The following is a 26,080-nucleotide window of genomic DNA, read 5'->3' as shown; positions in this document are numbered from 1 at the left end:
CCCCCGCTCGTCCGTCCCCGCCACCTTCGCCGTCGCCAAGGCCACCCTGTTCCATGTGTTGATCGTGAGGATCAGGGACAGCACATGGGCCAGTTCCTGCTCCTCGAAGCAGGCCGCGGCCTGTGCGTAGACCGCGTCCGGGACTCCCCCGTCGGCCACCAGGGTCACCGCCTCCGTGAGGGCGAGGGCCGCCTGTTCCCTCTCGGTGAAGAAATGCCGGGCCTCCCGCCACACCGGGACCATGTGGAGGCGGTCCTCGGACTCGCCGGCCTTGCGGGCGTCGTTGGTGTGCATGTGGAGGCAGTACGCGCAGTGGTTGAGGTGGGAGGCGCGGATCTGGATCAGTTCGACGAGAGCGGGGTCGAGCCCCTCACGGGCCGCCGTGTCGAAGCCGATCAGTGCCCGGAAGACCTTCGGGGCGGCCTTCGCGAGGTTCAGTCGAGCCGTTTCCGTCACGTGCTGGTTCGTCGTGGTCATGCAATGAACCTACGGCCTGAAAAGACCGGCTGTAAGGTGCATTTCCGTGGCGGAATCATGGGTCAATTACGCGGAACGGATCGGCTCCGACCTGCACCTGGAGCTCTCAGGGCCGGGCAGCAGGCGGGCCGTGCTCATCACGGCGCTGCGTGACGCCGTGCGCAACGGACGGCTCGCCCCGGGCACCCGGCTGCCGCCGTACCGCTCGCTCGCCGCCGACCTCGGGGTCGCCCGCAACACCGTGGCCGACGCCTACGCCGAACTCGTCGCCGAGGGCTGGCTCACCGCCCGCCAGGGCTCCGGCACCCACGTCGCCGAACGGACCCGGCCGCTCCCCGTCGCCGTACCCCCGAAGGCACACGCGCGTGCCCCGCACGCCCCACCCCACGACGGGCCCGTCCGGCACGACCTCCGCCAGGGCACTCCCGACGCCTCCTCCTTCCCCCGGTCCGCCTGGCTCGCCTCCTACCGCCGGGCCCTCCACCAGGCCCCCAACGAGGTCTTCGGTCCCGGCGACCCCGCCGGGCGGCCGGAGTTGCGAGCGGCCCTCGCCGACTACCTCGCACGCGCGCGTGGCGTGCGGACGGAGCCGAACCGGATCGTCGTCTGCTCCGGGTTCGCGCACGCCCTGCGGCTGCTCTTCGGACCCGGAACGGGAAGCAGGAGCGAAAGCAGAGTCGGAAGCACAGGCGAAAGCGCAGGCGCAGGCGCAAACACGGGCGGAGACGGAGACCGGGTCGGCGGTCCGGTCCGCGGCGGACGGATCCTGCGCGGTCCGCTCGCCGTCGAGGCGTACGGGCTGCCCTTCCACCGGGAGCTGCTCGCTGCCGCGGGCGTGCGGACCGTGCCGCTCCCCCTCGACGAGCACGGCGCTCGGGTCGACCGGCTGGGCCGCGAGCGGGCCGTACTGCTCACGCCCGCCCACCAGTTCCCGACCGGCGGTCCGCTGCACGCCGAGCGGCGGGCGGGGGTGGTCGACTGGGCACGCGCGCGTGGCGCGGTGGTGCTGGAGGACGACTACGACGGGGAGTTCCGCTACGACCGCAAGCCCGTCGGCGCCCTCCAGAGCCTCGACCCCGAGCGGGTGATCCTGATCGGCTCGGTCAGCAAGAGCCTGTCACCCGCGGTGCGGCTGGGCTGGATGGTGCTGCCGGAGCGGTACGTCGGCGGGGTGCTCGCGGCCAAGGGCGAGCGGGAGGCCTGGGCGAGCGTGCTCGACCAGCTGGCCCTCGCCGATCTGATCGCCTCCGGGGCCTACGACCGTCACGTACGGCGGATGCGGCAGCGCTACCGCAGTCGCCGGGACCGGCTCGTCGCCGCGCTGGCCGAGCACGCGCCGCACATCGAGGTCGGCGGGGTCGCGGCGGGGCTGCACGCGGTGCTGCGGCTGCCGCCGGGCACCGAGCGGTCCGCCGTCGAGAGCGCCGTACGGCACGGGGTGGGGCTCGACGGGCTAGCGGGCTTCCGCCACCCGGACACGGACATGCCGGCCCACGACGGCCTGGTCGTCGGGTACGCGACGCCTCCTGAGCACGCGTACGGAGCGGCCCTGGAGGCACTGTGCGCGGTGCTGGCGCCAGGAGGCCTGCCTCTGTAGGAAGCCACCGCGGGCCCTCGACCCCGCCCCTCTGTGCAGAGTGCCGGAAAAGCGGAACAGCCACCCCTGCCGGTGGTGGCTGTCGGCAGGCTGGTGGCTGCTCCGCGTCGTTCGGCGTCCTGGTTCTACGCCCTCTTCTCACTCTTCTCGGTCGGTCCCGACGATTCAGTGCTTAGCAATGGCGCAACGAGTCAGGAGAGCAGGAAGTCGGCCACCCCCGCCTTCGCGCCCTCGATGAAGGCGGTCATCTCGTCGGTGGTGTAGATCAGCGCCGGTCCGTCCGGGTCGGTGGACTGGCGCACGGCGATCCGGCCGTCGGCGAGCTTCATCGCCTCCAGGCAGTTGCCGCCGTTGCCGCCGCTCCACGGCTTGTGCCAGCCTTCGCTCCCCAGCTCCCGGGCAGGCATGCCGTTGTAGACGGGGAGACGGGGCTTGATGCGATTCATTCACAGCTCCTTGCGGAGATCCCGGAGGATCTCCTTCGTGCGATGTGCCGTAGCGGCCTGCGCCGCCATGCGGTCCATGACCTCGAGGTGGGTCGCCACCTCGACTCGCGCGTCCAGATAGACCGCGCCGGTCAAGTACTCGCTGTAGACCATGTCCGGAAGTTCCGGCATGGCGAATCGGAAGAGCACGAAGGGCCCGTACGTCCCGGGGTGCGGCCCGTTGGCGAACGGGGCGACCTGGAGCGTCACGTTGGGCAGCTTCGTCGCCTCGAGCAGTTTGTCGATCTGCGCACGCATCACCTCCGGGCCGCCGACGGGGCGGCGCAGCACGGTCTCGTCCATGACCACCCACAGCCGGGGCGCGTCCTGACGGGTGAGCAGTCCCTGCCGTTCCATGCGCAGGGCCACATGGCGCTCGATGTCCTCGGGGCTGGTCTGGCCGATGGCGCCCGAGCGCAGGACGCCACGCGCGTAGTCCTCGGTCTGGAGCAGACCGGGCACGAAGTGCGGCTCGTACTCGCGGATGAGCGCGGCCGCGCCCTCCAGGCTGACGTGCATCGAGAACCAGCCGGGCAGCACGTCGTGGAAGCGCTGCCACCAGCCGGGGCGGTTGGCGTCCTCGGCGAGCTGCACGAAGTCCTCGGCCTCCTGGTCGGAGACGCCGTAGGCCTTCAGCAGCAGTTGCAGGTAGGGGATCTTGAGCCCGACCTCGGCCATCTCCATACGGCGGACGGTGGCGGGGGCGACCCGGAGGATGCGGGCGGCCTCCTCGCGCTTGAGCCCGGCGCGTTCCCGCAGGTCCAGCAGGCGCCGACCGAGGACGACCTGGCCGACCGTCGGCGCGGACCGCGGTTCGCTCACGCTCCACCTCCACTGAGTCACATTCGGCGCGTCAAGGCATGTACGGGCGTCACAGCCACCAGCATGCTGACAGGCCAGCGGCGCCATTCGAAGACCTGATTCGAAGATCTGTACGGATACGAATACCGTGCGTACGGATCTTCGGTGATCCCAACTGGCGCCGCTCGACATGCTGTTGCGAGCAGTGTGCCACGGCCTCTCACCGCGTCACACAGCACTCTGCATTTTTCAGAGTGACACTTGCCAAGTGTTCACGACGGGGCGATAGTGGCAAGCGTGATTCCGTCCCCGCCCTTAGGAACAGACGCTGCCGAAGACCGCCCCCAGGGTCTCGGTGCTGTCGCGGGACTGGGGCCCGACAGGGCCGCTGCCCGGCGCCGGTTCCGTTTCGAGCTGGCCGCGCATCCGGGTTCTCCCGCGCAGGCCAGACGCCTGACGAGGGCGCGGCTGACCCATTGGTCGGTCTGTGAGGACACCTGCGACTCGGCCGCCCTGGTGGTCTCCGAGCTGGTGACCAACGCCATCGTGCACACCGCGAGCAGCCGTGTGGTCTGCGAGCTGCACGACAACGACGACCTGGTGCGGATAGCCGTCCGTGACGAGGGCTGCGCGCCGGGTGAACCGCATCCGTCCCCGCAGCGCGGCGAAGAGGAGCACGGGAGGGGACTGCTCCTCGTCGACTCCCTCTGTCACGCGTGGGGCGCCCACGAGCACGGCCCCGGGCTGCTGGTCTGGGCGGAGCTGCCCCGCAAGGCGGACGAGCCCCGCACCGACGCGGGCCCGCGCAACGACCTGGGCTGGGGAGCCCGCCCCAAGCCGGTGCCCTCCGGGGAGCCGGGCCAGGGTGACGAGGCCGAGGAACACCACAGAGCGGCGCCCGAGGGGGCGGCCCGCGAGCACGGAGCGGGGGGCTCGGACGCATGGGCGTGAGGAGCGGGCCCGGCGGCCAGGTGCTGACCCTGGACACGCTGGTCCGCCTCGGACGCGGGCTGCGGACGCCGGGGACACCGCACAGGCTGGCCGTCCCGGAGGGGATGACGGCGCCGCTGGGCTGCGACGCGGTGCGGATACCGGCACTGCTGAGCGAGCAGCTCCTGTCCCGGCTGCCGCGGGTCGGGTGCGTGTACGCCGACGGCACGCACTGGTGGTGGCTCGTTCCCGCCGACTCCGACTACGCGCTCGAATGGCCCGTGCCCGCCCAGTACGCCACCGGGGCGCTTGTTCCGGACGCCCCGGTGGTGCCGTCCCTCGTGCACCGGGCCGAGGGGACGCTGCCCTACACGCCGCCGATACCGCTGTACCTGGCGCTGTGCCGGCTGACGGGGACGACACCCACGTGGTCCCGGCCGGTCAGCCCGGCGGGACAGGTTCCCTGAGGAGGACCGCCCGCCGGGCCCCCTGAGGCGGACCGCCAGCTCGGCACTCGGAGGCGAATCCCCGCTCGACACCCTGACGCGGCCCCCTCCCGGCACCCTGACGCGGACCCCCGCTCGGCACCCCGAGCCGGACCGCCCGCTCGACACCCTGACGCGGCCCCCCTCCCGGCACCCTGACACGGACCCCTTCCCGGCTCCCCGAGCCGGACCGCCCGCTCGGCATCCCGAGGCGGACCCCCGCCCGAGGCCCTGCGGCGTGCGCCCGCTTGTTTCGCCTGCTTTGCTCTGCGCCCTGCCCAGGTCCCGTCCGCCCCGCCATAGTTGCCCCGTCCACGATCGGGGGGAGGCCGGCGGTGGGGAAACGGCGTGGTGTCGAGCAGCCCGGCGTCTCCGAGTCGGAGCGACTGCTCTTCGGAGGGCCGCTGCGCTACGACGCGGGGTGGAACTCGCACTCCGACGCGTTTCTGGAGCTGGGGTTCCGGGCCATGGTCGGCCGGCTGCCCTCGCTGCTCTCGGGGAGTCTCCGGCTCGCCTGGCAGGCCGACCGGCGGGCCGCGCGGATCGTGCTGGTCGCCGAGGTCGGCCGGGGACTGACCCAGGCCGTGAGTCTCCTCGCCGTCAACAGTGCGCTGGGGCGGCTGATCGGCGGGGGCGCCCTGGAGGACCGGCTGCGGGGTGTCGTGCCCGCGCTGGTGACCATGGCCGCCGTCATGTTCGTGGGAGCGCTGCTGCGGGCGGCGTCGACGTACGCCACGGGCCGGCTCGAACCCAAGGTCGAGCGGGTGGCGACCGAGCGGTACCTGGAGCAGGCGGCCACCGTGGAGCTGGCCGCGATCGAGGACCACGCCTTCCACAAGCTGCTGGACACCGCGCAGTACGGCGCCACCTCGGCCCGCCGGATGATCTCGTTCGCGACCCGGGTGGTGAACGCGATGATCTCGCTGGTCGCGGCGGCGGGCGTGCTGACCGTGCTGCACCCCGCGCTGCTCCCGTTGCTGGTCACGATGACGATCCCGAGCGGCTGGGGCGCGCTGACCATCGCCCGCCGCCAGTACGAGTCCTTCCACACCTGGGTGCAGCACGTACGGGCGGGCCGGCTGCTCGGCGCCCTGCTGATCGAGCCGGAGTCGGCGCCGGAGATCCGGGTCCACGGGGTGGGCCCGTTCCTGCTCAGGCACTACCGCGCGATGGCGGAGACGGCGGAGGCGGAGCAGGCCCAGCTGGCCCGGCTCGCCGCGCGTACGGGACTGATCGCGGCGGCCTGGACGGGCCTGGCCACGGTGGCGACGTACGCGACGCTCGGCGGGCTGCTGCTGGGGGGCGCGATGGCGCTGTCGGTGGCCGGAACGGCCGTGATCGCCGTGCGCACCGGCTCACAGAGCCTGAACACCCTGGTCGTCGAGATGAACGCGCTGCACGAGGAGGCCCTGTTCGTCGGGGACCTCCAGCGGCTCTACGAGGAGGCCGCCAAGTGGGCCATCCCGGCGGGCGGGACCGCGCTGCCGGACGAGCCGCGCGAGATCCGCTTCGAGAACGTCACCTTCGGCTACCCGGGTGACACGGCCCGCCCCGCGCTCGACGACGTGACGCTCACCCTGCCGCTCGGCAAGATCGTCGCGCTGGTCGGCGAGAACGGCTCCGGCAAGACCACCCTGGTGAAGCTGCTGGCAGGCCTGTACACCCCCGACCGGGGCCGGATCCTGTGGGACGGGGTGGACGCGGCGCACGCGGACCGGCGGCTGCTCGCCGAGCGGGTCGCGATGGTCGCCCAGGACTTCAAGCGGTGGCCGTTCACCGCCCGCGTCAACGTGGCGGTGGGCCGCACCTCGGCGCCGCTGACCGACGAACGGGTGTCCGGGGCGGTCGCGGAGGCCGGGGCCAGGGAGGTGCTGGCCGATCTGCCGCGCGGCCTGGACACACTGCTGGCCCGCAACTTCAGCGGCGGGCACGAGCTGTCGGGCGGGCAGTGGCAACGGCTCGGGATCGCCCGGGCCGCCTACCGGCGCGGCCGCATCCTGATCGTGGACGAACCGACGGCCGCCCTGGACGCCCGGGCCGAGCTGGAGGTCTTCGAGAAGATCCGCGCCCTGGCCGGCACCGGTCAGACGGTCGTCCTGATCACCCACCGGCTGGCGTCCGTACGGCACGCGGATCTGGTGCACGTCCTGGAGCAGGGCCGGCTCGTGGAGTCCGGCACGCCCGAGGAGCTCCTGGCCTCCGGTGGTGTCTACGCGGAGCTGTACTCGCTCCAGGCCAAGCAGTTCACGGCAAGGGTGCCCGCCGAGGAGGCGGGCTGACCTCATGCGAGGGCGTCGACCGCTGCCTCTCCACCGCGGACGATCACCAGGAACATGTCGGACGCGAGATCCATGACGACCTCCGCCTGCAGCCCTTCGGAACGCCTCGCCTGCGCGAACTCCTCGGCCGGCCACGATCCGCGCGGCCCGCCAGCGGGAAAGCGTTCGAGCACTGTTCGCCCGTTCACCACCCTGCACCTCCAGAAAGCGTGCGCTCATCCGTAGGAGCGCTTGTAGGAGTTAACGCCTTCCAGGCCCCGAAAGCCTCGGTGAGTTGCCGTACTGAGACGTAGTTGACACGGGTTCAGCGCGAAGCGTGAGATTCCGACTACTCAGCGGTCACTTCTGTCGCTTTGTGCATCAGTCCTGGTACTCATCGTGATATCGGATGCGCGCACTGCCCGCAGGCGCCCCGAGAGTCGACGCACGTCCCTTGGGTTCCTCCCACTCCTCCTGCCGGCCCAGCGCGGTCAGGTCGAGGAGGCTGGTGGTGGAGCCGAGGCCGTCGAGGCCGCGCTCGTAGGTCGAGTAGGTGTGGAAGACCCGGTCGCGGTCGCGCAGGAAGCAGCTCACCCCGGGCCGCTCGGCCGGCTCCCCCGCGATCTCCAGGGTGGCCTCGAAGTCGCGGTTGAAGTCGCTGCCGTACGACGAGTACCAGGGCACGGTCCATCCCATCCGCGCCTTGAACGGCAGGATCTTCGTGTACGGCGCTCTCGACACGGCCGCGAACGTCGTCCCCCGTGCCTTCAGGTGGGCGAGGTGCCCGATCTGGTCCAGGAAGGCGGAACAGCTCCGGCAGCCCGCGTCCCATTCCGGGGCGAACATGAAGTGGTAGACGACGAGCTGGCCGCGCCCCTCGAAGAGGTCGAGGAGGGTGGCCTTGCCGTCGCCGCCCTCGAAGACGTACTCCTCCTCCACCTCGACCATGGGCAGTCTGCGCCGCTCGGCGTTGAGGGCGTCCCGCGCGCGCGTGGCCGCCTTCTCCCTGACCAGCAACTCCTCGCGCGCCGCGCGCCATTCGTCCCGCGAGACGATCTCCGGTAGCGCCATGGGCCCCTCCTGTGCGACGGTCCGTCCGGGGTGGTGACCGCGGGGAGGGACGGAACTCATCGGTGGCGCGGGAGTTTTTTTCCTGCGGCTCCTGCGGCTCCTGCGGCTCCTCCGGCTCCTTCGGCTTCTGCGCACAGGGCTCTGGCCGCCGTCACCTGCGCTGCGACAAGAACCGGATGCCAGCAGATCGCCGAGCTGAAGCAGCAGAGGCTCGACGCCTGCATCAGGGACAGAGGAGGACACGAGCAAGCCGTTCCCCGGCTGGGTTCCCGGTTCGCGGTCAGGGCCTGCCCGACTCCGTGACCCCTTGGGCGAGTTGGCCGACGACGTCCACGACTCCGTGCCCGAAGGCGGTCGGAGCGATCAGGATCCCGAAGACCAGCACGATGGCCACGGTCAGCTTCTCGTCGTTCCGGCTCCGCGCCTGTGTTCGCCGGCGCAGCCGCAGGACGATGATGACAGCGAGCAGTACGGCGACGTTGATCGTCAGCTCCATCCGGCCGGCCCTCCCCGTCAGGCGGATGTTCCCGCTGTCATATGTAGCGCGGAATCACCCGGCGCGACCGCCCGGTCACCCGTGGTTGGCGCCAAAGTGCTTGTGCACGACCGGAATTCAGGTGCTGTAGTCCTGTATCCGCCTGCCGTGGCTGCGGTCCAGCAAGGCGGGCATCCGCTCCCCCAGCTCCGCCACGACCGTGTCCACGTCGATGGTCAGCAGCTCCCGGTCCCGCATCAGCACGCGGCCGTCGACGATCGTGGTGCGGACGTCGGAGGAGCGGGCGCTGTGGACGAGGGTGGCGGCGAGGTCGTGGACGGGCTGGGTGTGCGGGCCGGTGAGGTCGACGAGGATGATGTCGGCGCGGCGGCCGGGCGCGATGCTGCCGACCCGGTCGCCGAGTCCGACCGCGTGGGCGCTCTGGATGGTTGCGTGGTGCAGAGCTTGACGGGATGTCAGCCACCGTGGGTCGCCGGTGGTGGACTTCTGGATCAGCGCGGTGAGCGCCATCGACTCCCACACGTCGAGGGAGTTGTTGGAGGCCGCCCCGTCCGTGGCGAGCCCCACGGGGATGCCGAGGTCGTGCAGGGCGCGCACCGGTGTGGTGGTGGGCCAGGCGAACTTGAGGTAACCGCGCGGGGCGGTCGCAACGGCCGTACGTCCCGCGGCACTTGCCAGCAAGGGCAGGTCGCGGTCGAGGATGCCGCTGCCGTGCGCGATCAGGACGTCCGTGTCGAGGATGCCGGTGCGCCGCAGCACCTCGATGGGCGTGACGCCGTGCTTGGCGAGGCTCGCCTCGGCCTGGTCGCGGTTCTCGGAGGCGTGGAGGTGGACGGGCAGGCCGTGCTCACGGGCCAGCGAGGCGGTCGCGGCGAGGTCGGTGTCGTCGACCGTGTAGGGCGCGTGCGGGGCGAGTGCGGTGGTGATGCGGCCGCCGGCGGCACCGCGGTACCGCAGCGCGAACTCCAGTGACCGCTCGCGGCCTTGGGCTCCCTGGGAGGAGAAGTACGCCTGGCCGAGGTGGGCGCGGATGCCGCACTCCTCGACGACCGCGGCGACCGCGTCCATCGAGAAGTAGTGGTCGGCGAAGCAGGTGACCCCGCCCCGGATCATCTCGGCGCAGGCCAGCCGCGCCCCCAACTCCACGTCCCGCCCGGTGAGGTTGGACTCGATGGGCCAGACGACGTCGTTGAACCACTCCTCGGTCGGCAGGTCCTCGGCGATCCCGCGCAGCGCGACCATGGGCGCGTGGGTGTGGCAGTTGACGAGCCCGGGAAGGGCGATCTGCCCCCGCGCGTCGATGCGCTCCGCCGCGGGCAGTTCCGCAGCCCGAGCACTGCTGGTCACCTCGGCGACGACACCGTCCCGTACGACGATCGCGGCGTCCCGCTCGAACCCGATTCGCTCTTGATCGTCGTGCGTGAGCACGGTGCACGGAGAGATGATGAGACCTGCGGGAGAAGGCGTCATACAGGCACCGTACGACGCGGTCGTGCCCTCGCAGTGGGTGGACCGCGCATCCCGTCGCCGCTCTGTCGCGGCGGCGCGGGCGCGTGCACCCTGGCCTCACCACCGCCCGTCGTACGCCTTGCGGAAGGGGTCCGGCATGCTCGTCGGCACCTGGAACCTCGAGAATCTGATGCTGCCGCGCAGCGGCGACGGCGCTCCGGCGACCGAGGCCGAGTACGAGGCGAAGGTGGCGGCCCTCGCCTCCGTGATCGCCGCGCTCGACCCGGCTCTGCTCGGCGTCCAGGAGGTCGTGCAGGAGGAGACGCTCGCCGACCTGGCCAAGGCTGTCGGCGGTGAGTGGCACATCGCGCTCTCCCGGCACGCGGACCGCCGGGGCATCCGGGTCGGTTTCCTCAGCCGTACTCCCCTGCGGACGCGGCGGGACACCCATGTGTTCGCGGAGGGGCTGCGCCCCGTGCAGGGCGACGACGGCACCGAGCCCGGTCCGCACGACCGCGAGACCAGCCGTGGCTTCCTCGCGGTGGAGACGGACACCGGTGACGGGGTGCTGCACGTGGCGGTCGCCCATCTCAAGTCCAAGCTGCTGTCGTACCCGGCGCCCCCGGGAAAGAGCCGCTTCCAGCCGCACGACGAGGCCGAACGGGCCCGCTTCGGCGCCTACGCCCTCTACCGGCGGGCGGCCGAGGCGACGACCCTGCGTGCCGTCGCGGACTTCCTGCTCGAAGGCGCCGGGACCGAACGGGACGTGATCGTCCTCGGCGACATGAACGACGTCGTCAACGCCGCCACCACGCAGATCCTGCTCGGCCCGCCCGGCTCGGAGCTCGACAGGCCGCGTGCGTTCCACAAGTCCGACCTGGGCGATCCGTTCCGGCTGTGGGACATCGCCCCGTGCATACCCGAGGAGCGCCGTTTCTCCCGGGTCAGCTTCGGACGGGCCGAGCTGATCGACCACGTCCTGGTGAGCCACCGTCTGGCCCGGCGCATCGCGGAGGCGGGGACGGGACTGCCCGAGCACCGGGACGACGCCCTCGTCCTGCCGTCGGTGGACGAGGACCCGCGGAAGCGGGTGGGGACGCCCGGCTCGGACCACGCCCCGGTTTGGGTACGGGTGTGACTCCTAGCGGGCGGCCGGGAGTTCGGGCAGCCTCAGCCCGGCTCGCACCCGTCCCCGGTCGAGCCGGCCGAGTTCGTCGAGGAGTTCGGTGAGCCGGTGGACCTGGTCGGAGCCGAGTCGCCCGGAGTCGTCGAGGTGGACGGCGCACGCGGTGGTCGTGTCGACGATCCGCTCCAGCACGGCGACGATCTCGTCGGCGCCCTCCGAGTGCCGGGCCAGCGCGGGCAGTTCGGCGGCGGCGACGGCGATGGCGGTACGGGCCTCGGCGAGCGCCCGGTAGGCCTCGCGACGGAGGGTCCAGCGCAGGGGGCGGGTGTCCGTGTCCTCGGCGAGGGTGTTCCCTGCGGCTGGTTCGGCACCCCGTCGGCCGGGCCGCGCGGTCTCCCGGGGACCGGGCCCCCGCTCGGTCTCCTCCAGAACGTGCGCGAGGTACGCCTGCGCGGCCCCGCCCGCCGCGGCCAGCCGGGACCGCACCTGCCCGCCCCGCTGCCCCGGCATCGGCAGGTGCCCCACGATCAGCACGATGGCGCAGGCGAGCAGCGTCTCGGTGATCCGGCCGGCGGAGGCCTGCGGCTCGCCGCCGACCATGACCAGCGCCAGGACGAGGACTGTGACAACGGCGGTCTGCGCGGCGAAGTGCCGGGTGGCCACCGGGATGAGCGCCCCGCTGACGGCGACCAGCGCGATGAGCCCCTCGGGCCGCGGCAGCACGAGCGCGAACCCGGCGAAGACCAGCGCGCCCAGGACGGTCCCGGCGGCCCGGCACAGCACCCGGGAGGCGAGCGGTCCGAGGTCGGGCTTGACGAGGAAGACGGCGGTGGCGGGCAGCCAGTACCAGTGCTCGTGCTCCCCGTACCAGTGCGCGTGGTGCAGGGCCTGTGCGACGGCGACGGCGGCCCCGAAGCACAGGGCGACCCGCAAGCCGTACTCCCGTCCGCCGGCCCCCAGGACGGACCGCAGCAGGTCCCGGACGGTGCGCCGGCGCGTGTGGAGGTCCCCGCCCCGCCCCCGGTCGAACGCCTCGGCGGCCCGCAGCAACGCGTCGTCGAGTGCCCGCAGGGCGGGCCGGGACCGGTCGGGCGCCGGCAGCGGCCCGGTCCGCGTGTTCTCCCGTACGGCGGCGGCGAGCCGCCGGGGCCCCGCGGAGGCCCGTCCCGGCACCGCTTCCGCCGCCCAGGCGAGCGCGGTGGCGGCCTCGGCGAGCGGCAGTGCGGCCGCGTACTGCGCGTGCAGCCGCCGCTCGGCGGCCGAGCTGGCGTACCGGCGCAGCCGGGGTCCGGTGAGTGCGTCCTGCGCGTGGTCGAGAGCGGCGGTGAGCGCGACGCGGCAGGCGGTGCCGTGTTCGGTGCCCGCGGCGTCGAGGAGGTCGGCGACGGCGTCGTACACCCCGGCGACCGCCTCCCGCTCCCCGTCGAACCGGAAGTCCCCGGCGAGGGCGCCGGGGGTGGGCAGCAGGAGCCGCAGCGCGAGCAGCCAGCAGGCCCCGCCGAGATAGGCGAGGGCCCGCAGCCACCCCTCCTCCGGCAACGGCATGCCCGCTCCGATCGCCGACGCGACGAGCAACTGCGTGCCGGCCGCGGAGGCCACGGGTCCGACGGCGCTGATGCCGCCCGCGACCAGCCCGACGAGGGTGAGCAGGACGGTGAGGGCCACGGCCCCCGCGTACTCCCCCGCGTACGTCCCGACGACCATGCCCACCGCGCCCGCGAGCGCGGGCACGCCGATCCTCGTCACGGAGACCCGCCTGCTCCCTGGCCGGTCGTTGATCCCGGCGAGCATGGCCGCGATGGCGGCGACGACACCGACCGAGGTCTGCTCGACGAGTACGGCGACGAGAAGGACCGGCCCGGCGGACAGGGCCCCCCGTACGACCGCGTTCCACGGGATCGGGCCCCGCTGAGCACGGAGGGCATGGGCGAGCCAGGGCGGTGGGGCGAGCGGCACGGGGCTCCTGTCGTCTGGTCGGGGCGGGGGCACGCCTCCGGGCGACGGTGGCCGGGCGTCGGACTGTGGTGTCCACGGTAGACGGCGTTCCTGGACGGGTCGGGGCGCTCGTGTTACCCGCGTGTGACGATGCATGCAAAAGCCACGTTCTTTATGAACGCAACCCGCCCGAGGCCCCGACGGCCGTTCAGCCGACCCCGACGAACAGCTCCCGCGTCTCCACGACCGCGCGGACGGCCGACTCCGGCCCGGAAGAGGACGTCAGGGACTCGATGATCCGGTCGGCGTCCCGCAGCCCGGCCCGCTCCAGCAGCCGCTTCTCGTTCGTCACCCACTCCCCCCGCGCCGCCAGCACCGAGTGCCCCATCTGGACGGCGGCCGTGGCGAGGGCACCGGCGGTCTCGGTGAGGCGGCCGGCCGGGGCGTGGTTGGCCTCGGTGTAGGCGAGGGTGAGGTGGGCGGTCTCCCGCCAACGGGCGGCGGCGGAGCGGCGGAGCTTCGGCGGGTAGGCCGCCGGGCGTGGCAGGCCGCCCCTGAGGACACGGTTGACGGCGAGTTCGGCGACGATCAGGTAGGTGGGGATGCCCGCCAGGTGGAACAGCAGCGGCTCCACCCGGAACCGTCCCTCCTCCGCCTCCGCCAGCTCCCGTTCCACCACGTCGAGGTCCCGGTAGTGGACGTCGACCCGTCGGCCGTCGATCGTCAGCCACGCGCCGCCGTTGAACACCCCGCCGCCCCAGCCGCCGATCTCGGACACCTCGCCCTCCCAGCCGACGGCGCGCAGGTCGGCGGGGTCGAAGCCGCCGCGGTAGTAGACCGCCAGGTCCCAGTCGCTGTCCGGCCGCGCGGTTCCCTGGGCGCGGGAGCCGCCGAGGGCCACGGCCCGGACGGCGGGGAGGGCGGCGAGGCGGTCCGCGGTGGTGTCGAGGAAGTCGGCGTCGGAGAGCTCGGGGCACATGGCCGCAGCCTACGAAGGCCCGTTGTCAGTGGCACGCTTATTAATTCTGGACCGCCGGGATGTTGCGCCGGCCGCTCGGGATCAGCGGGATTCCCGCTCGCGCACGGCAAGGCCGGCTGTCTCTGCCGTCGGCCCGTTCGGTACGGCGGCCTCCTCGACGAGCCGTCCGGCCGCACCGGACGCGGTGGAGCTGCTGCGGCGCAGGGTCTGCGCGGCCTTCTCCCCGGCGTACCCGGACCTCGCCCGGAAGAGCGCAGGCCGGCAGGGCCCGGAAATTGGGATGCGGTCCCGTCCTCCCGGCCCCGATGATCGAAAGGTTGTCCGCCGTTCGTCACAGGAGTCCACGTGATCCAGCGAGTCACCGCCCCGGGTCTCTTCCCGCCGCCGACCTACTCCCACGCCTCCGTCGTCGAGGCGGGCACGAAGCTCGCGTTCCTCGCCGGGTCCGTTCCCCTGGACGCCCGGGGGAATCTCGTGGGCGAAGGGGACCCCGCACGGCAGGCCGAGCAGGTGATCGCCAACCTGCGGGAGCAACTGCACGCCGTCGGCAGCGACCTGGAGCACGTGCTGGCGACCGACGTGCACGTAGTGAGCAGCGAGCCCGCGGTGCTGTCCGCCGTGTGGGAGGTCGTCGAGGCGTCCGGGCTGAGCACCGGTCCGCACTCGTCGACGCTCATCGGAGTCGCCTGCCTCGGGTACACCGGCCAGTTGGTGGAGATCACGGCGACGGCCGTGGTGCCGGAGGTGCCGGCACGGTGAGCGCGGTCGTCATCCGCCGGGCCACCGCCCCGGACGCCTCCGCCGCGGCCGACGTGTACCTGCGCTCCTTCGCCGCCGCGTTGCCGACGGTGGTACGGCCGCGGTCCGACGAGGAGGTGCGCGCCTACATCCGGGACGTCGTCGTGCCGCTGCGGGAGACCTGGGTCGCCGAGGAGTCCAGGAGCGGCGCGATCGTCGGACTGATGGTCCTCGCCGGGGATCTGCTGTCCCAGCTCTATCTCGACCCCGACTGGCGGGGGCACGGCATCGGCGACCGGTTCGTCACGCTCGCCAAGGAGCGCAGCCCGCGAGGGCTGAGCCTGTGGACCTTCCAGGTCAACGGGCCGGCCCACCGCTTCTACGAACGGCACGGCTTCGTCGAGGCCGAACGCACCGACGGCAACGGCAACGAGGAGCGGGAGCCGGACGTGCGGTACGTCTGGCGTCCCTGACCAGGGCCGGACCAGTCCGTGTCAGTCCGGCCGCGTACCCCACACCCGCCGCTTCGGCACCGGCCTGGCATAGCCGCCCACCCGGCTGGTGCTGAGCCCCAGTTCCACCAGCGACTCCGCCAGCTTCACCGCCGCGCCCACCCCGTCGACCACCGGAAGCCCCAGCTTCTCCCCCACCGTCCGTTGCAGTCCGGTCATTCCGGCGCAGCCCAGCACCAGCACCTCGGCGCCGGCTTCCCGGGCCCGTTCGGCCGCCGCGAGGAAGGCGGTCTCGGTGCGTTCCTCGTCGCCGAGGTCCAGCACACCGAGGCCGGTGCCGACCACCGCCGCGCAGTTGCGGCCGACGCCCGCCAGCTCCAGGCTGTCCTCGATCTGTCCGCAGGACCGCTCCAGCGTGGTCACCACGCCGTAGCGCCGGCCCAGCAGACAGGCGAGATGGGCGGCGGCCTCGGTGATGTCGACGACCGGTACGTCCACCAGCTCCCGGACGCCCTCCCGTCCGTGCTCGCCGAAGCCGGCCATGACGACGGCGTCGTAGGAAGGACCCTCGTACGTGCGCAGCAGGTCGATGACCGCCGCCGCGGAGAGGTAGCTGTCGAGCCAGCCCTCCGCGGACTCGGGGCCCCACGCGGGGGTGAGGCCGAGCACGGTGGTGCCCGGGCCTGCGGCGGCCCGGGCACCTCGTACGATCTCCTCGGTCATCTCCTGCGTGGTGTTGCAGTTGGTGACGACGATTCGCACCTCTCTCAGACCTCCACGGCCTCGGGGGCCGGGCGAGCGGCTCGCTCGCTGCGGCACAGCAGCGCGTACAGGCCGGCCGCGAGGGCCGTACCGATGAACCAGGAGTACGGGGCCACGTCGCTGAAGGTCTTCACCAGGGCGAGGACGCCCGCGACACCGGCCGCCGGCAGGAACGCCCACAGCGCCTTGGGGTTGACGCCCTTGCGGTAGTAGTAGCGGGAGCCGGGCTCGGCCCTGAAGAGTTCGTCGACGTCGACGCGGCCCTTCTTGACCCAGTAGTAGTCGAGCATGATCACGCCGAACAGGGGGCCGAGGAAGGCGCCGAGGCCGCCGAGGAAGTAGTTGACGACCGTGGGGTTGGAGAAGAGGTTCCACGGGGTCACGACCAGAGCGGCGACCGTGCTGATCATGCCGCCGACCTTGAAGGTGATCTTCTGCGGCCAGACGTTGGCGAGGTCGTACGCCGGGGAGACGAAGTTGGCGACGATGTTGACGCCCATGGTGGCGATGGCGAAGGTGAGCGCGCCCAGGACCATCACCCAGGTGTTGCCGACCTTGGCGACCAGCTCGGCCGGGTCGGTGATGGCCTGCCCCCAGACCTCCAGCGAGCCCGCGGTGACGATCACGGAGACGACCACGAACGCCGTGGAGTTGATCGGCAGGCCCCAGAAGTTGCCGCGGCGGACCGTCCGGTAGTCCGGTGCGAAGCGGGAGAAGTCGCAGAAGTTGAGCATCAGTGTGCCGTAGGTGGCGAGGATCAGGCCGATCGCGCCGAACCACTGCCGCCACTGCTCGCCGACCGACACCGGGTGCGGGGTGGTGGTGAGCGAGATGCTCCAGCCGGCCTTGGCCAGCACCCAGACCGCCAGCGCGATCATGACCAGCCAGATCGCCGGGCCGCAGAAGTCCTGGAACTTCCTGACCGACTCCATGCCCTGACTGATGATCAGCGCCTGGATCAGCCACAGGGACAGGAAGGAGACCCAGCCGAGGGCGTCGAGACCGAGGAAGGAGCTGTGCGTCCAGGACTCCAGGCCCGGCCAGGCGGCCAGCAGCATCACGTTGACCGCGACGGAGGCGAGGTAGGTCTGGATGCCGTACCACATGATGGCGATCACGGCCCGGATGAGGGCCGGGACGTTGGCGCCCCACACACCGAAGCTGATGCGGCTGACCACGGGGAACGGCACGCCGTGGCGCTGGCCGATCCGCCCCATCCAGTTCATGCCGACGTAGATGAGCACGAAGCCGACGAGCAGGGAGGTGAAGACCTGCCAGACGTTCATGCCGAGGACCAGCAGGCCGGCCGCGAAGGTGTAGTTGCCGAGATTGTGGACGTCGGACATCCACATGGCGAAGAGGTCGAAGACCTTCCAGTTGCGCTTGCCGGCGGGGGCCAGGTCTTCGTTGGTGAGCCGGGGGTCGGGGACGAACGCTGGTGCGCCGGTGGCTTCGGCGCGGTCGGCGAGGGACACAGGGCCTCCAAGGACGGGGGACAGGAGGATGGCGGCCGCCTGGCATCCAGTTTTGGTATACCAAACTGCCGACATGGTCCCGCCGTCAAGAGTTCTGACCGATGTCGCGTCCGTTAACGCTGCGTAAAACAGCTCCGGCGTCAACGACGGCTCAGGCGTCGGAGAAGATGGCCCCATGAGCTCCACGACGAACACCGAGCCCCTCGGCGCCGTCCGCGAACGCGTCCTGGCCACCCTGCGGCAGGAGATCATCGCCGGCGGACTGCGGCCGGGCGACCGACTCGTCGAGCGGGAGCTCGCCGACCGCTTCGGGGTCTCCCGGGTGCCGGTCCGCGAGGCGATCCGCGCGCTGGTCGCCGAGGGCTTCGTCCACTTCGAGACCCCCCGCCGCACGGTCGTACGGCGGCTGACCCCGAACGACGTCAAGGAACTCTTCGAACTGCGCGAGGCGTTGGAGGTGTACGCCGCCGGTCTGGCCGCGGCCCGGGCGACCCCGGAGGATCTCGCCGAGGTGCAGCGGCTCCTCGACCTCGCGGCGACCGCGACGGAGGCGGGCGACGCGGAGACCATCACGGACGTCAACAGCCGTCTGCACGACCGCATCGTGGCGATGGCCCGCAACAGCCTGCTGGTCGAGGCCCTGGAACCGGTTGCCGGCCGGCTGCGCTGGATGACCCGGCGCAACGAGGAGTGGCCCCAACTCCTCGTCGAGCACCGTGATTTGTACGAGGCGATCGCCTCGGGCGACCCGGACCGGGCCCGCGCGCACGCCCTGGCGCACGTCCGCACCAACTATCAGTCGACGGTACGGCAGTTGTTCGGGGACTCCGCCGAGACGAGCTAGGTGTGCGTGCGGCGGGCATACCTGTCGGTCGCCGCCACCATCGCGGCCGTACCCAGTTCCCCGGCGTTGTGTCCGCCGCCGTCGATCACCGTCAACTCGCTGCCCGGCCAGGCGTGGTGGAGCCGCCAGACGGTGCCGAGCAGGTTGCCGAGGTCGAGGCTGCCCTGCACGAGGGTGCCGGGGATGTCCTTCAGCAGGGGGGCGTCACGCAGGACGACACCCTCGTCGTTGCCCTCGCCCAGGAAGTGGTCGTTGCCCCAGTAGTGGGTGACGGTCCGGGCGAAGCCCTGACGGAACACCGGGTCCTCGTACCGCGGCACCGAGCGCGGCGGGGCGGGCTCGATCGCGGTCTCCCAGTCGGTCCACGCCCGCGCCGCCCGCGCCCGCACCTCGGGATCGGGCGATTCGAGCAACCTGTTGTAGGCGGCGGCGAGGTTCCCGGACCGCTCCTCCACGGGCAGCTCCCCCACGAACCGCTCGAACGCCTCCGGGAACATCTTCCCAAGTCCCCTGGTCAACAAGGCCACTTCGGGATTCGAGCCGGTCGCGACCCCGGTCAGCACCATCTCCGTCACCACGTCCGGATGTGTCTGCGCGTACCGCAGGCCGAGCACCGACCCGAACGACACACCCCACACCAGCCACCGCTCGATCCCCAGATGCCGCCGCAGCGACTCCAGGTCCGCAATGAGATGCGGCAGCGTGTTGACACGCATGTCGGTCGCGTACGCGCTCGCGGGCGGCGTCGACCGCCCCGCGCCCCGCTGGTCGAGCAGCACGATCCGGTAGGCGGCGGGATCGAACAGCCGCCGCGCCCACGGGAACAGCCGGACCCCGGCCCCCCGTGCAGCACCACCGCCGGCTTGCCGTCCGGGTTTCCGCAGGTCTCCCAGTACACGCGGTTGCCGTCGCCGACGTCGAGCATGCCGTGGGCGTACGGTTCGATCTCCGGGTAGAGAGGCATCCGGCGACCCTAGCCGTCGTACGGGGGCCTCGTCCCCTCACTTTCAGCGGTACGGCCCCGCAGTCCCGCCGCCTCGGCCGCCGTACCCAGCACCTCCCTGAGCATCTCGGGCGTGAGCTTGCCGGTGAAGGTGTTGCGCTGGCTGACGTGGAAGCAGCCGAAGAGTTCGAGTCCGTCGAGCGGGACGCGCATCCCGTGTCCGAAGGCGGGTCGCGGACGGGGCACGCTCCAGCCGGCCGCCGCGAAGGCGGGCAGCGCGGCCTGCCACCCGAAGGCGCCGAGGACGACCACGGTACGGAGGGTGGGCCTGAGCAGGTTCAGCTCCTGGACGAGCCAGGGCCGGCAGGTGTCCCGTTCGCCGGGGGTGGGCTTGTTGGCGGGCGGTGCGCAGTGCACGGGCGAGGTGACCCGCACGCCGTACAGCTCGAGTCCGTCGTCCGCGGTCACGGCGGTCGGCTGCGAGGCGAGCCCGATGTCGTACAGCGCCTGGTACAGCACGTCCCCGGAACGGTCGCCGGTGAACATCCGTCCTGTGCGGTTCCCGCCGTGCGCGGCCGGAGCGAGCCCGACGATCAGCATCCGCGCGTCCGCGGGCCCGAAGCCGGGCACCGGCCGCCCCCAGTACGTCCAGTCGGCGAACGCGGCACGCTTGGTCCGGGCCACCTCCTCCCGCCAGTCGACCAACCGCGGGCAGGCACGACAGCCGGAGATCCGGCGGTCGAGATCGTCCAGGGCGTTCACGGGTCCACGGTACGGGCAGGTCGCCTGGGTGGCGGCGGCCGGGGCAGTCGCTGGTGGTGAGGCCGGGGCGGTGGTGGCCGGGCGGCGCTGCGGGGTGCCGCCTGGAAAACCCACCCGGGGTGCACGGCCCCGGGTACTAAGGTCGAAGCCATGGCTGTGGAACGTACGGACGACAACGAGACCGGTGGGACGGGACGGGCCGACGAGCGGGCCGACGGTCCCGGCGCTGAGATCGCCGGCCCGGACGCCCCGGCTCCCGGCGCCCCGGGCTCCGAGGCCCCGGACCCGAAGGTCGCCGCCGCCGTCGCCGCCGCGGTGGCCGCCGGGCCGCAGAACGGCGAGACGGTGCGCACCGACAGCTGGATCTGGTCCGTGCGGCTGGTCAAGACCCGTTCCGCGGGGGCCACCGCCTGCCGGGGCGGGCATGTGCATGTGAACGGCGAGCGCGTGAAGCCCGCCCACTCCCTGCGCGTCGGCGACGAGGTGCGCGTCCGCCAGGAGGGACGGGAGCGGATCGTCATCGTCAAGCGTCTGATCCGCAAGCGGGTCGGCGCCCCCGTGGCCGCCCAGTGCTATGTCGACAACTCTCCCCCGCCCCCGCCTCGCATTGCCGTCGCCCCCGCCGGTATCCGCGACCGCGGCGCCGGCCGCCCGACCAAGCGCGACCGCCGCGAGCTGGAGCGCCTGCGTGGCCTCGCGGAAGGCAACCGCCGGACCCGCTTCGGCGGACCGGGCGGACCGGGCGGCTTGAGCGGATCCGGCGGCTTGAGCGGACCCGACGCTTCGGAAGGTGCGGGCGACCCGGACGCGACAGGCGACTCGGGCACGGCCCGTCGTACGGACCGGACCCGCCGTTCGGACCGGGGCGGGAGCGCGGGCAGGAGCGGGCGCTCGCGCTGAGCCGGACGCGGGAGCGGCAGCCGACGCACGGGGGCAGAACCTGGGGCCCGGACTCGAACCGGACACGGCCCCGGTGCAACGGACCCGGTACTGGACCCGGTGATGGACTCGGAGACAGGAGCCCCGGAACGGATACCGCAGCCGGCACCCGTCGGTCACCACGCTGAGACCGGCCCCCTCCCCCGAAGGGCAAGGCACCGGTCTCAGCGTGGTGACCGTGGGTGGTCGCGCTCGTCATGCCCGTCGTCGCACCAGTCGCAGCAGGTCCGCGTTGTGTCCTCGCCGGGCCCAGGCGATCAGGGCCAGCGGGATGATCAGGATGAGCGGAGTCGCCGCGTTCTCCCCGTCGAAGGTGGTGAGCTGGACGACGAACGCGCCGACCATCAGCGCGCTCAGCGCGGTGGCCGCCACCGACTGCAGCATCGGGATCAACAGGGCGATCCCGCCGGCCGCTTCGAGCACGCCGATGGTGTACATGCCCGCACTGCCCCAGCCCATCTTGTCGAAGCCCTCGGCGGCCGACGGGTGCGCGATCAGCTTGGGGAGCGCGCTGGCGATCACGTAGAAGAGGGCGAGCACGACCTGAAGGGTGCGCAGGGCGATCCGGGCCCGGCGGCCGCGGGCGGTCGGGGACTCGGCGATGACGGGGGAGGCGGTGGAAGCGGTGGTGCCGGTGACGGGGACGGTGGTCTCGGACATCGGGGTCTCCTGTGGGAAGCGGTCCGTGCTGCTGTCACAGGGGTAGACCCGCACCCTCAGCGGAACTCATCGCCGCCACGCCACCGATTTCCAGCCGGCACCGGCCTCAACTCACCCCGCCCGACCCGCTACCGGCACCGCCCGCACCCATATCCGGTCCTCCGTCAGATACCGGTCCACGCGCAGCCCCGCCTCCCCCAGCGCCTCCTCGAACTGCTCCCGCGTCAGGGGGCGGACCCGGAACGTCTGCGTCCAGGTGGCGTCCGGGAACTCGTACTCCACGTGGACCGAGTTGACGCCCGGCGCCACCGGTTCCGACGACACGACCCGAACGGTGAACCCGGTGGGGTCGACCCGCTCACGCGGCAGGCCGGTGTGGTAGTCCTCGCCCTCCCGCTGGATCAGCACACAGCCGTCCGCCGCCACGTGCCGGGCACAGGCGCGCAGGATCCCGCGCCGCACCTCCAGGTCGGCGTTGTGCACGAGGAACGACGCGAGCAGCACCACGTCGAACGTCTCGCCCAGGTCGAGGTCCTCGATCGGTCCGCATAGCGTGCGCGCCCCCCGCACGCGCTCCAGCATCTCGGCGGACTCGTCCACCGCGGTGACCGTGAACCCCCGCTCCAGCAGCGGACCCGTCACGCGCCCCACACCGCTGCCCAGCTCCAGGATGCTCGCCCCCGCCGGCACCGCCGCGGCGACGATGTCCGGCTCCGCTCCCACGGGCAGCCGCGAGTAGAGCTCGACCGCGCATCCGTCCGGGGTGATCGCCCCCGGTCCCGTCCCCTGATGTCCTGCTCGCCTCTTCAGTTCCATGCCCGTCCAACGGCCGGTGTCCGCACGGCCGTTCCCCCGTCGCACAGGTTCACCCGTCCGAGTTACAGAGGAAACCAGCCGTGTCCGATGTACCAGTGCCCGCCGGACCTCAGGTGGTCGCCGACGGCCCGCTCCAGCGCCGTCCGCCGAGGCAGGCTCTCCGGAGGCAGCTCCGGGTCACCGAACACGAACTGCACCGGCTCGGTGTCCTCCGGCTCCGGGTCCCGGGGAGCGGTCCGGAAACGTTCCTGGAAGCGGACGATGTTGGAGTCCGCGGGCAGGTACTCCTTCAACTGCGGGTCCAGCAACCAGGAATGGCACAGCGCGGCACGGTACGGCTCGTCCGCGAAGTGCCGGGCGAAGAACTCGGCGGCCAGGGCCAGGGAGCGATCGCAGGCCTCCGGTGACAGCGGGCCGAGGAAGTCGGGGATGTGCAGGCTCAGACAGGGCGTGCCGGGCGCGAGGTCCAGCCCGGCCGCCGCAAGCGTCCGGCTGTTCCACGCCCCGTACCGCGTCCGCTCGAACTGGAGTCGCCCCAACTGGTACAGCTCGCCCCGCGAGTGCCGGGTCAGCCAGCGCGGTGACTGCACGCCCGCCCTGCCGTACCGCCTGCGGTGCACGGCCATGTTCCGCCCGAGGTCGGCGAGGGTGCGCCGGGACACCTCGTCCGGGATGCCGCGCGAGCGGTGGTACGCGCGCGTGTGGGGCAGCGCCGCGACGAACACGTAGGCGGGGAAGCAGCGTTGGAGGGCGCCGGCCGGCCAGTCGAGTTCGGGCAGAACGAGCGGGTCGTCGGCCCTGCCCATGTCCCGGACCAGTTCGTCGACGGAGTGTTCCAGGAACCTCCGCAGCTCGGGGTCGTCCATGACCCGCCGGCCCATCCGCACGAGTTCGTTGACGTCCTCGTGCGGTACGGCGAGTTCCACCAGCACCTCGGCCAGTTCGTCGGCGTCCGGCAGCACGCGGTGCCCCCCCTCGTCGGCCCTGTGGTCGACGTCTGTTCCGAAGAGTACGTTGCAAAGGAGGAGTGGTGATCCCGATGCGTACGGGCAGTGAGCCGAGGACAGCGCGCAGTGCACTGCGGGCGCGGTTCTGGCTGAGCGTGTGGGGGCTGGTCTGGGCGATCTTCGGCACGGTCGCGTTCGCGCTGGCCGGCCGCCCGGGGTGGGCGATCGCCTGCGGTGTGCTCTGGCTGGTGATCACCGTCGACACGACGATGATCCTCCGGCACATCCGCCAGGGCCCGCACTACCAGCCGGGTCCTGATATCCCGCCGTACCGGCCACCGGAGAACCGCCCCCGGTAGCCGCGGCACGCCGAGGCGGCCGTCAGGAGTCGAACCGCGCCGCCTTCAGGAACTCCGGATTCGGGTCCAGCGCGGCCGCCAGCCGGAAGTGCCGCCTGGCCTGGTCGGACCGCCCCTGCCGCTCATAGGTGCGGGCGAGCGCGAAGTGGGCGAAGGCGTTGTCCGGCTCGCGCTCCAGGACGATGGTGAACTCCAGCTCGGCGGGGCGCAGTTGCGCGGCGGCGAAGAAGGCCCGCGCGCGCAGCAGCCGGGCCGCGGTGTTCTCCGGGTGGGCGGCGATGACGGAGTCGAGCAGCTTCACCGCGCCCCGCGGGTCCCGCGCGGAGAGCAACTGCTCGGCTGCGCGGTAGTCGATGACATGCGTCTCCGGAGTACGTCCGGTCGATCCGCTGATCTCGGGCACGGCAGAGTCCTTCCCTCACTGGAAGGGTTCAACGCCCGGACCGGGGGACGCTATTCCTCGGACGTCCCGGAGGCGCGCGCCCGGCGCACCAGCTCGTCCCACACCTCGCGCACCCGTCGGTGCAGCTCGTCGAGGGGTACGTCGTTGTCGATCACGACGTCCGCGATCTCCAGGCGCTTCTCGCGCGTCGCCTGGGCGGCCATACGCGCGCGTGCGTCCTGCTCGGTCATGCCGCGCAGCCGGACGAGCCGGTCGAGCTGGGTCTCGGGGCTCGCGTCGACGACGACCACGAGGTCGTAGAGCGGAGCGAGGGCGTTCTCCGCGAGGAGCGGGACGTCGTGGACGACGACGGCGTCCTCGGCGGCGGCCGACTCCAGCTCTCGGGAGCGGGCGCCCACCAGGGGGTGCACGATGGAGTTGAGCACGGCGAGCCGGTCGGGGTCGGCGAACACGATGGAGCCGAGCCTGGGCCGATCGAGGCTGCCGTCCTCGGCGAGTACGTCCTCGCCGAAGGCCGCCACGACCGCGGCGAGGCCGGGCGTGCCCGGCGCGACGACCTCACGCGCGATGCGGTCCGCGTCGATCAGGACGGCGCCGTGCTCCACGAGGAGCCTCGACACCTCACTCTTGCCGGCGCCGATACCGCCGGTCAGGCCCACCTTCAGCATGCCCGGAAGCCTAGACGCTCCGCGCGTGTCAGTTGTCGCCTTCCCGTTCCGCCAGGAAGCGCTCGAACTCCAGGCCGATCTCGTCCGCCGACGGGATGTCCACGGGTTCGGCGAGCATGTTGCCCCTGGTCTCCGCGCCGGCCGCCGCGTCGTACTGGTGTTCAAGTCCCTGGACGAGGGCCACGAGGTCCTCGTCGCCCTCCTGGATCTGCCGGTCGATCTCCGTCTGGGTCCGGTGGGCGTCGGTGCGCAGGGCGTGGGCGATGCCGGGCAGGACCAGGCCGGTGCCGGCCGTGATGGCCTCCAGGACCGTCAGGGCGGCGTCCGGGTAGGGCGAGCGGGCGATGTAGTGCGGGACGTGCGCCGCGACGCCCAGGACGTCGTGACCGGCCTCCATGAGCCGGTACTCGACCAGGGCCTCGGCGCTGCCGGGCACCTGGGCCTCCTCGAAGGGGCTGCGGTGGCCGGGGACGAGGTCGTGGCGGTTGCCGTGCGGGGTGAGGCCCACGGGGCGGGTGTGCGGTACGCCCATGGGGATGCCGTGGAAGTTCACGGACAGCCGCACCCCGAGCCGTTCCACGATCTGCTGGACGGCCGCGGCGAAGCGCTCCCACTCCACGTCCGGCTCCGGGCCCGACAGCAGCAGGAAGGGGGCTCCGGTGGCGTCCTGGACGAGCCGCACCTCGATGGTGGGCTCCTCGTAGTCCGTCCAGCGGTCGCGCTTGAAGGTGAGCAGCGGACGGCGGGCGCGGTAGTCCACGAGCCGGTCGTGGTCGAACCGGGCCACGAGCTGGTTGGGCAGCGAGTCGAGCAGCCGGTCGACGATCTGGTCGCCGGTCTCGCCCGCGTCGATGTATCCGTCGAAGTGGTAGAGCATGACCAGACCGGCCGACTCCTGCGCGAGCGCCATGTCGACGACGGCGAGGCCCTTGGGCTCCCATGCGTACAAACCCTGCGGATCAAGCACAGTGACCGCTCCTCCTCGTGTTCGTACGCTTCAACACGCCCTGGAACAGCGGCATTCCCACTCGGGCCGGTAAAAACGCGCCCCCGAAGGGGCGCGGGGAACTGCGCGGGGAGATCCACCGGCCGGCGGGCAAAACTGAACGCTCACTGAGCTGTAGCTCCTGAACTGAGGGGCCGTACCTTCCGAGGTGCGGTCCCTCAGTGTTTTGCCCGCCGGCCGGTGGATCTCCCCGCGCAGTTCCCCGCGCCCCTTCGGG

Annotated in this window: 28 protein-coding genes and 1 pseudogene; 10 read left to right on the top strand and 19 right to left on the bottom strand. The window is 72.2% G+C overall.

Annotated elements, in window-relative coordinates; translation table 11 throughout:
* Window positions 1-477, bottom strand: a 477-nt coding sequence (locus AOJ26_RS31965) for a carboxymuconolactone decarboxylase family protein (RefSeq protein WP_053851856.1), incomplete at its 3' end; no start/stop codon positions are given.
* A gap of 46 nt (window positions 478-523) precedes the next feature.
* Here AOJ26_RS31965 and AOJ26_RS31960 point away from each other — a divergent pair.
* A complete protein-coding gene (locus AOJ26_RS31960) occupies window positions 524-2,074 on the top strand; it encodes a PLP-dependent aminotransferase family protein (protein ID WP_053851855.1) in 1,551 nt (516 codons plus the stop codon).
* Between the two features lie 191 nt (window positions 2,075-2,265).
* On the opposite strand, the gene AOJ26_RS31955 is transcribed toward AOJ26_RS31960, so the two are convergent.
* Window positions 2,266-2,520 carry a DUF397 domain-containing protein gene (locus AOJ26_RS31955; RefSeq protein WP_007381290.1) on the bottom strand — a complete coding sequence of 85 codons (255 nt, stop codon included), beginning with the start codon at window positions 2,518-2,520 and terminating at the stop codon, window positions 2,266-2,268.
* Entirely contained in the window at window positions 2,521-3,381 is an 861-nt protein-coding gene (locus tag AOJ26_RS31950; RefSeq protein WP_053851854.1) for a helix-turn-helix domain-containing protein, read from the bottom strand.
* Between the two features lie 267 nt (window positions 3,382-3,648).
* Here AOJ26_RS31950 and AOJ26_RS31945 point away from each other — a divergent pair, with 267 nt between their 5' ends.
* From AOJ26_RS31945 to AOJ26_RS31935, 3 genes are all read left to right on the top strand, one after another.
* Entirely contained in the window at window positions 3,649-4,311 is a 663-nt protein-coding gene (locus AOJ26_RS31945) for an ATP-binding protein (RefSeq protein WP_234358722.1), read from the top strand.
* Window positions 4,302-4,757, top strand: coding sequence for a hypothetical protein (locus AOJ26_RS31940; protein ID WP_053851852.1), 456 nt, complete (start codon window positions 4,302-4,304; stop codon window positions 4,755-4,757). Before AOJ26_RS31945 ends, AOJ26_RS31940 begins: the two co-directional genes overlap by 10 nt.
* A gap of 353 nt (window positions 4,758-5,110) precedes the next feature.
* A complete protein-coding gene (locus AOJ26_RS31935; RefSeq protein ID WP_053851851.1) occupies window positions 5,111-7,054 on the top strand; it encodes an ABC transporter ATP-binding protein in 1,944 nt (647 codons plus the stop codon).
* A gap of 2 nt (window positions 7,055-7,056) precedes the next feature.
* Here AOJ26_RS31935 and AOJ26_RS31930 read toward each other — a convergent pair whose 3' ends face one another.
* From AOJ26_RS31930 to AOJ26_RS31915, 4 genes are all read right to left on the bottom strand, one after another.
* Window positions 7,057-7,245, bottom strand: coding sequence for a hypothetical protein (locus tag AOJ26_RS31930; protein WP_179200387.1), 189 nt, complete (start codon window positions 7,243-7,245; stop codon window positions 7,057-7,059).
* A gap of 169 nt (window positions 7,246-7,414) precedes the next feature.
* Window positions 7,415-8,104: a DUF899 domain-containing protein gene (locus tag AOJ26_RS31925; RefSeq protein WP_053851850.1), complete on the bottom strand. Its 690-nt coding sequence runs from the start codon at window positions 8,102-8,104 to the stop codon at window positions 7,415-7,417.
* Window positions 8,105-8,384: 280 nt separating this feature from the next.
* Window positions 8,385-8,600, bottom strand: a complete 216-nt coding sequence (locus AOJ26_RS31920; protein ID WP_053851849.1) for a hypothetical protein — start codon at window positions 8,598-8,600, stop codon at window positions 8,385-8,387.
* 117 nt (window positions 8,601-8,717) lie between these two features.
* Complete coding sequence (locus tag AOJ26_RS31915) at window positions 8,718-10,070, bottom strand: amidohydrolase (protein WP_053851848.1); 1,353 nt, start codon at window positions 10,068-10,070, stop codon at window positions 8,718-8,720.
* 136 nt (window positions 10,071-10,206) lie between these two features.
* Between AOJ26_RS31915 and AOJ26_RS31910 the strand changes: the two genes are divergently transcribed.
* Entirely contained in the window at window positions 10,207-11,187 is a 981-nt protein-coding gene (locus tag AOJ26_RS31910; protein WP_053851847.1) for an endonuclease/exonuclease/phosphatase family protein, read from the top strand.
* Between the two features lie 3 nt (window positions 11,188-11,190).
* Here AOJ26_RS31910 and AOJ26_RS31905 read toward each other — a convergent pair whose 3' ends face one another.
* Together AOJ26_RS31905 and AOJ26_RS31900 are read right to left on the bottom strand one after the other, a co-directional pair.
* Window positions 11,191-13,131: an FUSC family protein gene (locus AOJ26_RS31905; RefSeq protein WP_053851846.1), complete on the bottom strand. Its 1,941-nt coding sequence runs from the start codon at window positions 13,129-13,131 to the stop codon at window positions 11,191-11,193.
* 187 nt (window positions 13,132-13,318) lie between these two features.
* A complete protein-coding gene (locus AOJ26_RS31900; protein ID WP_053851845.1) occupies window positions 13,319-14,089 on the bottom strand; it encodes a nucleotidyltransferase domain-containing protein in 771 nt (256 codons plus the stop codon).
* Window positions 14,090-14,434: 345 nt separating this feature from the next.
* Between AOJ26_RS31900 and AOJ26_RS31895 the strand changes: the two genes are divergently transcribed.
* Both AOJ26_RS31895 and AOJ26_RS31890 read left to right on the top strand, forming a co-directional pair.
* Window positions 14,435-14,848: a RidA family protein gene (locus AOJ26_RS31895; protein ID WP_053851844.1), complete on the top strand. Its 414-nt coding sequence runs from the start codon at window positions 14,435-14,437 to the stop codon at window positions 14,846-14,848.
* The gene (locus tag AOJ26_RS31890; RefSeq protein ID WP_053851843.1) at window positions 14,845-15,300 is read left to right on the top strand and encodes a GNAT family N-acetyltransferase; all 456 of its coding nucleotides are present in this window, start codon (window positions 14,845-14,847) and stop codon (window positions 15,298-15,300) included. The genes AOJ26_RS31895 and AOJ26_RS31890 overlap by 4 nt, the downstream gene beginning before the upstream one ends.
* 21 nt (window positions 15,301-15,321) lie before the next feature.
* Here AOJ26_RS31890 and AOJ26_RS31885 read toward each other — a convergent pair whose 3' ends face one another.
* Both AOJ26_RS31885 and AOJ26_RS31880 read right to left on the bottom strand, forming a co-directional pair.
* The gene (locus AOJ26_RS31885; protein ID WP_053851842.1) at window positions 15,322-16,041 is read right to left on the bottom strand and encodes an aspartate/glutamate racemase family protein; all 720 of its coding nucleotides are present in this window, start codon (window positions 16,039-16,041) and stop codon (window positions 15,322-15,324) included.
* Window positions 16,042-16,046: 5 nt separating this feature from the next.
* Complete coding sequence (locus tag AOJ26_RS31880; RefSeq protein WP_053851841.1) at window positions 16,047-17,516, bottom strand: NCS1 family nucleobase:cation symporter-1; 1,470 nt, start codon at window positions 17,514-17,516, stop codon at window positions 16,047-16,049.
* A gap of 175 nt (window positions 17,517-17,691) precedes the next feature.
* Between AOJ26_RS31880 and AOJ26_RS31875 the strand changes: the two genes are divergently transcribed.
* A complete protein-coding gene (locus tag AOJ26_RS31875; RefSeq protein ID WP_053851840.1) occupies window positions 17,692-18,360 on the top strand; it encodes a GntR family transcriptional regulator in 669 nt (222 codons plus the stop codon).
* Here AOJ26_RS31875 and pip read toward each other — a convergent pair.
* Both pip and AOJ26_RS31865 read right to left on the bottom strand, forming a co-directional pair.
* Window positions 18,357-19,324 (bottom strand): annotated as a pseudogene (pip, locus tag AOJ26_RS31870) (prolyl aminopeptidase). The gene AOJ26_RS31875 and the pseudogene pip sit on opposite strands and share 4 nt — an antisense overlap.
* A gap of 9 nt (window positions 19,325-19,333) precedes the next feature.
* On the bottom strand, window positions 19,334-20,065 hold the full coding sequence (locus AOJ26_RS31865) for a uracil-DNA glycosylase (protein WP_053851839.1): 732 nt from the start codon (window positions 20,063-20,065) through the stop codon (window positions 19,334-19,336).
* A gap of 150 nt (window positions 20,066-20,215) precedes the next feature.
* Here AOJ26_RS31865 and AOJ26_RS31860 point away from each other — a divergent pair, with 150 nt between their 5' ends.
* A complete protein-coding gene (locus AOJ26_RS31860) occupies window positions 20,216-20,965 on the top strand; it encodes an RNA-binding S4 domain-containing protein (protein ID WP_078960110.1) in 750 nt (249 codons plus the stop codon).
* Window positions 20,966-21,199: 234 nt separating this feature from the next.
* Here the strand turns inward: AOJ26_RS31860 and AOJ26_RS31855 are convergent, their stop codons facing one another.
* From AOJ26_RS31855 to AOJ26_RS31845, 3 genes are all read right to left on the bottom strand, one after another.
* Window positions 21,200-21,664, bottom strand: a complete 465-nt coding sequence (locus tag AOJ26_RS31855; protein WP_179200199.1) for a DoxX family protein — start codon at window positions 21,662-21,664, stop codon at window positions 21,200-21,202.
* Window positions 21,665-21,775: 111 nt separating this feature from the next.
* The gene (locus AOJ26_RS31850) at window positions 21,776-22,480 is read right to left on the bottom strand and encodes a class I SAM-dependent methyltransferase (RefSeq protein WP_053851837.1); all 705 of its coding nucleotides are present in this window, start codon (window positions 22,478-22,480) and stop codon (window positions 21,776-21,778) included.
* Between the two features lie 62 nt (window positions 22,481-22,542).
* Window positions 22,543-23,442, bottom strand: a complete 900-nt coding sequence (locus AOJ26_RS31845) for an acyltransferase domain-containing protein (protein WP_053851836.1) — start codon at window positions 23,440-23,442, stop codon at window positions 22,543-22,545.
* A gap of 77 nt (window positions 23,443-23,519) precedes the next feature.
* Between AOJ26_RS31845 and AOJ26_RS31840 the strand changes: the two genes are divergently transcribed.
* On the top strand, window positions 23,520-23,786 hold the full coding sequence (locus tag AOJ26_RS31840) for a DUF6343 family protein (protein WP_179200200.1): 267 nt from the start codon (window positions 23,520-23,522) through the stop codon (window positions 23,784-23,786).
* Window positions 23,787-23,808: 22 nt separating this feature from the next.
* Here the strand turns inward: AOJ26_RS31840 and AOJ26_RS31835 are convergent, their stop codons facing one another.
* Genes AOJ26_RS31835 through AOJ26_RS31825 form a run of 3 tightly spaced genes read right to left on the bottom strand, consistent with a single transcriptional unit; the run spans window position 23,809 to window position 25,824 of the window.
* Window positions 23,809-24,189, bottom strand: coding sequence for a tetratricopeptide repeat protein (locus AOJ26_RS31835; RefSeq protein ID WP_007381308.1), 381 nt, complete (start codon window positions 24,187-24,189; stop codon window positions 23,809-23,811).
* A 50-nt stretch (window positions 24,190-24,239) separates the two neighbouring features.
* Entirely contained in the window at window positions 24,240-24,857 is a 618-nt protein-coding gene (gene coaE, locus AOJ26_RS31830) for a dephospho-CoA kinase (protein ID WP_053851834.1), read from the bottom strand.
* Between the two features lie 28 nt (window positions 24,858-24,885).
* A complete protein-coding gene (locus AOJ26_RS31825; protein ID WP_053851833.1) occupies window positions 24,886-25,824 on the bottom strand; it encodes a PAC2 family protein in 939 nt (312 codons plus the stop codon).
* Window positions 25,825-26,080 lie beyond the last annotated feature (256 nt).

Source organism: Streptomyces sp. NRRL B-24085 (assembly GCF_001282115.1).
Taxonomy (GTDB): domain Bacteria; phylum Actinomycetota; class Actinomycetes; order Streptomycetales; family Streptomycetaceae; genus Streptomyces.
This window is presented reverse-complemented; position numbering and strand designations above follow the sequence as displayed.

What these genes read in the sequence shown, in the direction of transcription:
- AOJ26_RS31955 (WP_007381290.1), bottom strand. Translation starts at nt 2,520, where the DNA reads ATGAATCGCATCAAGCCCCGTCTCCCCGTCTACAACGGCATGCCTGCC.
- AOJ26_RS31925 (WP_053851850.1), bottom strand. Translation starts at nt 8,104, where the DNA reads ATGGCGCTACCGGAGATCGTCTCGCGGGACGAATGGCGCGCGGCGCGC.
- AOJ26_RS31915 (WP_053851848.1), bottom strand. Translation starts at nt 10,070, where the DNA reads ATGACGCCTTCTCCCGCAGGTCTCATCATCTCTCCGTGCACCGTGCTC.
- AOJ26_RS31860 (WP_078960110.1), top strand. Translation starts at nt 20,216, where the DNA reads ATGGCTGTGGAACGTACGGACGACAACGAGACCGGTGGGACGGGACGG.
- AOJ26_RS31840 (WP_179200200.1), top strand. Translation starts at nt 23,520, where the DNA reads ATGCGTACGGGCAGTGAGCCGAGGACAGCGCGCAGTGCACTGCGGGCG.
- AOJ26_RS31855 (WP_179200199.1), bottom strand. Translation starts at nt 21,664, where the DNA reads ATGTCCGAGACCACCGTCCCCGTCACCGGCACCACCGCTTCCACCGCC.
- AOJ26_RS31900 (WP_053851845.1), bottom strand. Translation starts at nt 14,089, where the DNA reads ATGTGCCCCGAGCTCTCCGACGCCGACTTCCTCGACACCACCGCGGAC.
- AOJ26_RS31910 (WP_053851847.1), top strand. Translation starts at nt 10,207, where the DNA reads ATGCTCGTCGGCACCTGGAACCTCGAGAATCTGATGCTGCCGCGCAGC.
- AOJ26_RS31920 (WP_053851849.1), bottom strand. Translation starts at nt 8,600, where the DNA reads ATGGAGCTGACGATCAACGTCGCCGTACTGCTCGCTGTCATCATCGTC.
- AOJ26_RS31940 (WP_053851852.1), top strand. Translation starts at nt 4,302, where the DNA reads ATGGGCGTGAGGAGCGGGCCCGGCGGCCAGGTGCTGACCCTGGACACG.
- AOJ26_RS31850 (WP_053851837.1), bottom strand. Translation starts at nt 22,480, where the DNA reads ATGGAACTGAAGAGGCGAGCAGGACATCAGGGGACGGGACCGGGGGCG.
- AOJ26_RS31875 (WP_053851840.1), top strand. Translation starts at nt 17,692, where the DNA reads ATGAGCTCCACGACGAACACCGAGCCCCTCGGCGCCGTCCGCGAACGC.
- coaE (WP_053851834.1), bottom strand. Translation starts at nt 24,857, where the DNA reads ATGCTGAAGGTGGGCCTGACCGGCGGTATCGGCGCCGGCAAGAGTGAG.